7 protein-coding genes are annotated in these 7,104 nt (G+C 69.0%); 3 read left to right on the forward strand and 4 right to left on the reverse strand.

The genetic code is table 11. The annotated features are described in order from the left end of the window. Positions 1–44: 44 nt before the first annotated feature. Entirely contained in the window at positions 45–458 is a 414-nt protein-coding gene (locus JNL41_RS08005; protein WP_293473809.1) for a RidA family protein, read from the reverse strand. 84 nt (positions 459–542) lie between these two features. Next, positions 543–1,340, reverse strand: coding sequence for a hypothetical protein (locus tag JNL41_RS08010; RefSeq protein WP_293473810.1), 798 nt, complete (start codon positions 1,338–1,340; stop codon positions 543–545). Between the two features lie 420 nt (positions 1,341–1,760). Here JNL41_RS08010 and JNL41_RS08015 point away from each other — a divergent pair, with 420 nt between their 5' ends. Further along, a complete protein-coding gene (locus JNL41_RS08015; RefSeq protein WP_293473812.1) occupies positions 1,761–2,039 on the forward strand; it encodes a BrnA antitoxin family protein in 279 nt (92 codons plus the stop codon). A 16-nt stretch (positions 2,040–2,055) separates the two neighbouring features. On the opposite strand, the gene JNL41_RS08020 is transcribed toward JNL41_RS08015, so the two are convergent. Next, positions 2,056–2,646 (reverse strand): TonB family protein, encoded by a 591-nt coding sequence (locus tag JNL41_RS08020; RefSeq protein ID WP_293473820.1) that lies wholly within the window; start codon positions 2,644–2,646, stop codon positions 2,056–2,058. 226 nt (positions 2,647–2,872) lie between these two features. Between JNL41_RS08020 and JNL41_RS08025 the strand changes: the two genes are divergently transcribed. Then, a complete protein-coding gene (locus JNL41_RS08025; protein WP_293473814.1) occupies positions 2,873–3,094 on the forward strand; it encodes a hypothetical protein in 222 nt (73 codons plus the stop codon). Between the two features lie 24 nt (positions 3,095–3,118). On the opposite strand, the gene JNL41_RS08030 is transcribed toward JNL41_RS08025, so the two are convergent. After that, a complete protein-coding gene (locus JNL41_RS08030) occupies positions 3,119–4,357 on the reverse strand; it encodes a TIR domain-containing protein (protein ID WP_293473816.1) in 1,239 nt (412 codons plus the stop codon). Positions 4,358–4,441: 84 nt separating this feature from the next. On the opposite strand from JNL41_RS08030, the gene JNL41_RS08035 reads away from it, so the two are divergent. Next, the coding region (locus JNL41_RS08035) for a helicase C-terminal domain-containing protein (protein WP_293473818.1) at positions 4,442–7,104 on the forward strand (2,663 nt) is incomplete at its 3' end.

Consider the following 7,104-nt stretch of genomic DNA (forward strand, 5'->3'; position numbering starts at 1 on the left):
GGGGAAGGCGAAGTGGTGGAGGGGGCGGGGCGGGGCGGGCGCGCCTACGCCAGCACCGCCTCGGCCTCGATCTCGACGCGCGCGTTCGGGTCGACCAGCGCCGTCACCCCCACCAGCGTCATCGCCGGAAAGTGCCGTCCCAGCGTCGCGCCCCATGCCGCGCCCACCTCGGCGCCGCCGGCGTTGAACTCGGCCATGTCGGTCACATAGGCCCGCAGCATCACGATGTTGCCCACCTCGCCGCCTGCCGCCCGCACCACGGTCACCAGGTTCTCCAGCGCATAGCGCCACTGCTCCCCCAGCGACGACCCCGCCGCCACGGCCGCCGCCCCGGGCGCCCGCCCGAGCTGGCCCGAGACCCGCACCACCGTCGACCCCGACGACTTCACCGCCTGCGCAAATCCCCGTGGCCGCGCCCAGCCCTCGGGCAGCACCGCCTCGAACCCGATGTCGTTCATGGCCGTCTCCTCCACCATCGACTTTGCGCCCACCTTACCGCTCCGGCGCGGAGAGGGGAGGGGCCGTGCCGTCAGCCCCCGAAGTCAGCCCCCGAGATCACCCCCCGAGATCACCCCCTCGGCCGGCCCCTCCCCATCCGGAAACACCTCGCGCAGCCGCGTGCGGCCGGTCTCGTCCACGTACTTGTCGAACCGCCGCACCCGGAACACGGTCTCCCGCGGCCTCGCCGCCTCCAGCGCCGCCGCCGTCACGCTCTCGTGCGCCACCGCCTTGAACCGGCCGAACCGCGCGGGGTCGAAGCACTCGACCATCCAGCGCATGTGCAAGAGCTTCACGTGCGTCGCGAAGGCGTCCGACGGCGTCACCGCCTGCGCCACCTCCCAGCTGTCCTCGCACAGCCGCTCGGCCACCATCGCGCGCGCCTCGCGCAGCGCCGCGGCGAACTCCGGCCGCTCGCGCCGCCACTTGCCCACCAGCGCCTCCGACGGCATGTCCGGGTCGGCGCAGATGTCGCGCACCCGTTCCCCCGCAGCCAGGCGCATGCACACCTCGCGCGCCGTCCACTCGCACCACTTCGGCGGGTGCCCGCCGCGCATGTGCCACCCCGCCGCGCGGCGCGCCCGCTCCACCGACTCCGCGAACGTCGGCAGCGCGTTGCGCCACGCCTTCACCGTGGTCCGGTGCGGCATGTCCGGATCCGCGCAGATGCCCCTGAGCGTCTCCCCGGCCTCCAGCCGCGTGCAGATCCGCCGCGCCACCACCGCCGAGAACCGCACGTAGTGCCGCGTTGAAGTCGCCTCGGGCCCGCCCAGCCGCCGCACCAGCCCCTTCTGCGCCGGCCGCTCGTCCACCACGCGCACAAGCTCGCCCCCACCATCCATGAGGCCGCCTCCTTCCGATTGTCCGGACATGAAAAAGGGCCGAGCGCCGCCCCAAAGGCGCACCACTCGACCCTGACCGAAACCTACCGAATTCAAGTTCGGAAGTCAAGAACAAAAAAAGAACATTCTTCCCTTAATGGGGAGGGACAAGCGCCGCAGGCGCAGCCTCACCTCCCCCGTCGCGCCAGCGACGGCGGGAGGGGGACCGTCCGCCGAGCCCGGCTCCAGCCGGGCGTGGAGCGGATGGTGGAGGGGGCGAGCCCCACCCACAGCGCCAACCACCGCCGACCCATCCGCCGAGCCTGAAGCTCGCCCCCTCCACCCCTCGCTCTTCGCTCCGCTCGGCGAGCGGTCCCCCTCCCGCCGCTTCGCGGGGGAGGTGAGCGCGTGGCAAGAAGACGCGTACGGCGACCGACAGCAATGACCTCCGAGACCGACACCCCGTCCGCCTGGATCGACCCCGCCGACGCCCCCGAGTGGACGAAGGATGACTTCGAGCGCGCCGCCATCTGGCGCGGCGACAAGCTCATCCGCCCCGCCCAGGGTACGCTCACCCGCCGCGGCCGTCCCAAGCTCGACAACCCCAAGCGCCAGGTCACCCTGCGCCTCGACGCCGACGTCCCGGACGGCTTCCGCGAAACCGGTCCCGGCTGGCAGGGCCGCATCAACGAGGCGCTGAAGAAGGCGCTGAAGTCCTAGCGCTCCGGCGCCCCGCCTACCTCGGCGCCATCCGCCCAAACTGGATCGGGACGACGATCCTGCCGCCGTCCACGGGTTTGCAGTCCTTCAGCATCGGCCGCATCCGGAACGCCTCGGCCACCTTCAGCGCGGCGGCTCCGAAGCCCAGCCCCTTCGGCGTCTCTTCCACCACCGCGCAGTCATGGGCGCGGGTGTCGACGCCCACCCAGCAGGACACGACAGCACGACCCGCCAGGCGGCTTCGCTGCGCGGCCGTCGGATAGGCCTCCGCGATCGCGCGAGCGCTCGGCAGGGCGATCCAGTCCGGGTTGGTGATCACCGAGGCGTCTGGCGGAACCGGCTCCAGCAACGCCGGTGAATCCGTGAACGGAAGCGTCGTCTCGAACACCTCACCGACACGCTCGCTTCCCTTCAGGCATGCGCGCTCGGCGAAACTCTTGAGGTGTTCGACTTTGCGCGGATCCAGGCGTTCGTGCCCGCGCTGCGGCGCACAGGCCTCCAGCTTCGCCCCGCTCGCCACCATGCATCGGAAGGTGATCGTGCTGACCGGCTGGCGACCTTGCGCAGCGGGCTCTGCCGACGCCTGCATCGCCGCGAACGCCAGCACCAGTCCCAACCCCGGCATGCCCAAACCCGCCCTTAAATCCATGGTTGATTGCGAGCCTGGGGGCTGAGCCGTGTCAAGGATCGCGCCTCCGGCGCGACCGCGCCGCGGCGACGCCTGCGGCGGCGTCCTTGAGACGGCTCAGCCCCCAGGCAAACTCCGTCCATGGATTGAAGGGTGCCAGAGGGGGGTCCGTTTCTCTCAAACCAGAATCGCGTAACATCGATCCATGGAGCGCGTTATTGAAGAGTTCGAAGTCGTAGATGAAGGCGGCAGCGTTTACGCAGCCGTTACGATACAAGAGTTCAGGTTAAGCCGTACGATGGACGGCGATAGCTGGATTGCTGGCTTGAAGCGCAACGAACTGGCGGATGGCCGAAAGCTGACCTACGCGGATGCGAACGAGTTCAGAGTTGTACAGACTTGGCAGCTTGTTCGCCGCCGGGAATAGAGTGACTAGAGATTACGATACTAGTTAGCCAACTTCGCCTCGTTCGCGCATCGCGCTCGCCGCTGCTGCGGCATCCGCTGCCGGAGCAGTCCAGGTAGGTTCGCGTCCGAGATATTCTATCCCGAGCGCACAGGCGAGATGGTGGTGCATTAGCGGCGCGAGAATCTCGTAGCTCACGCTGGCCACCTGCGGACCGAATGCGTATGGCGCAACTTGGTACGTCGAGAACAGAAAATCTATGCCTTCCTCTCCAAAAGCGAAATTCTCAAAATCCGACCATTTCTCGGTTCCGGAATGCACATAGTCCTGCGTTAGGTTCAGAGTTGAGTCATCGTTCGTCATGCCTTCGAAGCGCTGCTCCAAGAGCTTTCTGCGGCATTCATCTTGTATTTGCTTGAAGGCGACTTCCTCATTGGCGAATAGTTCTTGCGCTCCCTCTATGTAGGTGATCGGGTCGAGGGTAAAGGAGAACGTTTGGAAAAACTGATTGGGATGCGCAGCGCCCGCGCCAAACCACCAGATATTATAGACGATGCTAAGAGCGCGTTCTTTGATCTTTGGATCGCCACATGAAGCGTTCCATAGGTTTTGTCTGAAGAATCGATCCTTCCCAAAATTCATGATGTCCGGAATTTGCGAAAACTTAGCAGTTCTCTCATTCAGAACCCGAGACAAAAGCCACCCCCTCACGATGTCCGTGACCTCCGATATCTGGGGGTACTGCTCAGAACTCAAGTTCAATAGCTGGTAGGTCGTGTCATAGCCGGGAAGGCCCTCCCAACTATCTCGGTAGCGGGTTACTGACCAACGGATGTTGCTTTCGGCTTGCGAGCGAGATGCTTCGACGCCCAAGCGCTCCAACTGCATCTGAATCGACTCGGACAATTCAGATTTTGACTCGCTATCGCTCGCGAGAATTGCTTGAATCCCCGTTAGTTCACGAGGAATAGTTAGGCCGTCGTCAAGCAAAACGGGGACAATATATACATCGTCCAAAAGCCGCTCTCGGGATTGATCAAGAGCGATCTTAATCTCTCTCTGAGCATATCCTCGTCCATCAACGGAATTACTTGAGAGAAATACGACTATTATTACGGCTTTTTGTAAGGCGATCTTGATCTCAAGATCCCAATTTTGTCCACCCTTCAGGCGGCGCTTGTCCCACCAGACGTTGAACCCACGGCTTGCGAGATGAGTGAAGTAGTCGGCCACGCGTGCCCGGTCGGGCGAGGCGTAGCTTAGGAAGATCAAATGTTCGTCCATGCCTCAGGATACCAGAGCTTGCCGCCCGAGTCTTTTCGGTGGTTCCCCTTCCGTTCACCGCCCCGCTAACCTACCCTCCCGCGGGTGACTCTCCCCGCCACCGCGTCGCAGCTCCAGCTCGCCCCCGCCCTCGTGGTCCTGCCCGGACCGCGCTGCGCCGTGGCCGACCCGGTCGGCGGGCTCGCGGCTGCCGGCTCCGCCGCCACCCACGCTCCCACCGACGGCGCGCCCCCCAGTTTCGCTGACGCCGCCGGCCACGCCACGGCCACCCCAACCGCCCGCGCCATCCGCCCCCCCGACGCCCGCGACCTCTTCACCTCCGCCCCCGTCCTCGTCGCCCACGCGGCGATGACCGCGCGGCGCCTCGGCCTCAACCCGCCCCCGCGCACGCCGCGCATCTTCGACGTCCTCGAGCTCTTCGCCTTCGCGCGGCCCGCGCAGTTCGCCGCTCCCTCCGCCGCGGGCCTCGCCCAGGCGCTCGACCTGCCCGAGCCCAAGACCCCCGAGCAGCAGGCCGCCACCCTCCAGCTCGCCGCCCGCACGCTCCTGCAAGACCTCGCCGCCGCGCCCACGCCCACCCGCGAGGAAGCCCTGGCGCTGGCCGAAACCCTCGCCCGCGCCGGCTGGCCCTGGGGGACCGCCGTCATCGGCGCGCTGCGCTCCCAGCTCCCCGGCAACACCTTCCGCACCTCGGGCCTCGACGTCTGGGCGCGGATCGCCGAGTGCGAGGCCGAGGCGCCGCCCGGCGAGCCGGGCTCGAAACCCGTCACTGCCGACGACGCGACGCAGCGCCTGCGCTCGCTGCTGGAGACCGCCGGCCTCGACGAGGTGCGCGCCGCCCAGCGCGAATACGCCGCCGAGACCGCCCACGTCTTCCAGCCGCGGAGCCGGGAAGGCGAGCCCAACATGATGCTGGCCGAGGCCGGCACCGGCGTCGGCAAGACCCTGGGCTATCTCGCGCCCGCCTCGCTCTGGGCCGAGGCCAACGGCCCCGCCGTCTGGGTCTCCACCTACACCCGCGCGCTCCAGCGCCAGATCGAGCGCGAGAGCCGCGCCATCTACCCCGACCCCAAGGTGCGCGCGAAGAAGGCGGTCGTGCGCAAGGGGCGCGAGAACTACCTCTGCCTGCTGAACTTCCAGGAGCAGGCCAACGCCGCCCAGCTCGGCGGGACCGACCTCGTGGGCCACGCGCTCACCGCGCGGTGGGCGCGCGCCACCCGCGACGGCGACATGACCGGCGGCGACTTCCCCGCCTGGCTGCCGACCCTCTTCGCGGTGTCGCCGCTCTCGCAGGCCAGCCCCGCCAACCTGGTCGACCGGCGCGGCGAGTGCGTCCATGCCGGCTGCCAGCACTACCGGACCTGCTTCGTGGAGAAGGCGATCCGCGGCAGCCGCCGCGCCGACCTGGTCATCGCCAACCATGCCCTGGTGCTGACCCAGGCCGCCTTCGACGGCGCGCGGGCGGCGCGCGGCTCCAAGGGCGATGCGGAGACCACCCACCTCAAGCGCATCGTCTTCGACGAGGGCCACCACCTGTTCGACGCGGCCGACAGCGCGTTTTCGGCCGCGCTCTCGGGGCAGGAGGCCGCCGAACTGCGCCGCTGGATCCGCGGGCCCGAGGGGCGCGGGCGCCGGGGCCGCGGCCTGGAGGCGCGCCTCCTCGACATGCTGGGCGACCGCGACGACGCGCGCGACGCGCTGGCGCAGGCGTTGCGCGCGGCCCAGGCGCTGCCGGGCGAAGGCTGGAGCGGCCGCATCGCGCCGCCCAACGGCGAGGTGAACCCGACCGGCGAGATCGAGGCCTTCCTGGTCGCCGTCCTCGAACAGCTCCGCGCCCGCGCCGCGCCGTCCGAGGTCGGCATGGAGTGCGCCGCGCGCCCGGCCCTCGACCTCGTCCGCGACACCGCCCGCGTGGCCGCCGCCGCGCTCGCCCGCATCGAGGCGCCCCTGCTGGCCCTGGCCCGCGCCCTGGAGGACGTCATGGACGCCGAGGCCGAGACCCTCTCCGGCTCGGAGCGCGCCCGCATCGAAGGGGCGCTGCGCGGCCTCGACCGCCGCTGCCGCATGCAGCTCCCCGCCTGGCGCGCCATGCTCCAGGCCATCGACGAGAACGCCGACGACGACCCCGACTTCGTCGACTGGTTCGACGCAAACATGATGTTCGGCAGAATTGTCGACGCGGCCGCCCGCCGCCACTGGATCGACCCGACCGAGCCCCTGACCAACGCCGTCATCGTCCCCGCCCACGGCGTGCTGGTGACCTCCGCAACGCTCGCCGACCCCACGCTCGACGACCCGTTCGCTCTGGCCGAGATGCGCACCGGCGCCGCGCGCCTGCCCGAGCGGCCAAAGACGCTGAAGCTCAGCTCGCCCTTCGACTATGCCGCCAACGCCCGCGCCCTCGTCGTCACCGACGTCAGCAAGGACGACGTGCGCCAGGTGGCCGCCGCCATGCGCGAACTCTTCCTGGCCGCCGGCGGCGGGGGCCTCGGCCTCTTCACCGCCATCCGCCGCCTGCGCGCCGTCCACGAGAAGATCGCCGCGCCGCTCGCCGACAAGGGCCTCGCCCTCTACGCCCAGCACGCCGACCCGCTGGAGGTGGGCGCCCTGGTCGACATCTTCCGCGCCGAGGAGGACGCCTGCCTGCTGGGCACCGACGCCGTGCGCGACGGCGTCGACGTCCCCGGCCGCTCGCTCCGCCTGCTGGTCTTCGACCGCATCCCCTGGCCGCGCCCCGACATCCTGCA

The organism is Phenylobacterium sp. (assembly GCF_016793285.1).
Classification (GTDB): Bacteria; Pseudomonadota; Alphaproteobacteria; order Caulobacterales; family Caulobacteraceae; genus Phenylobacterium.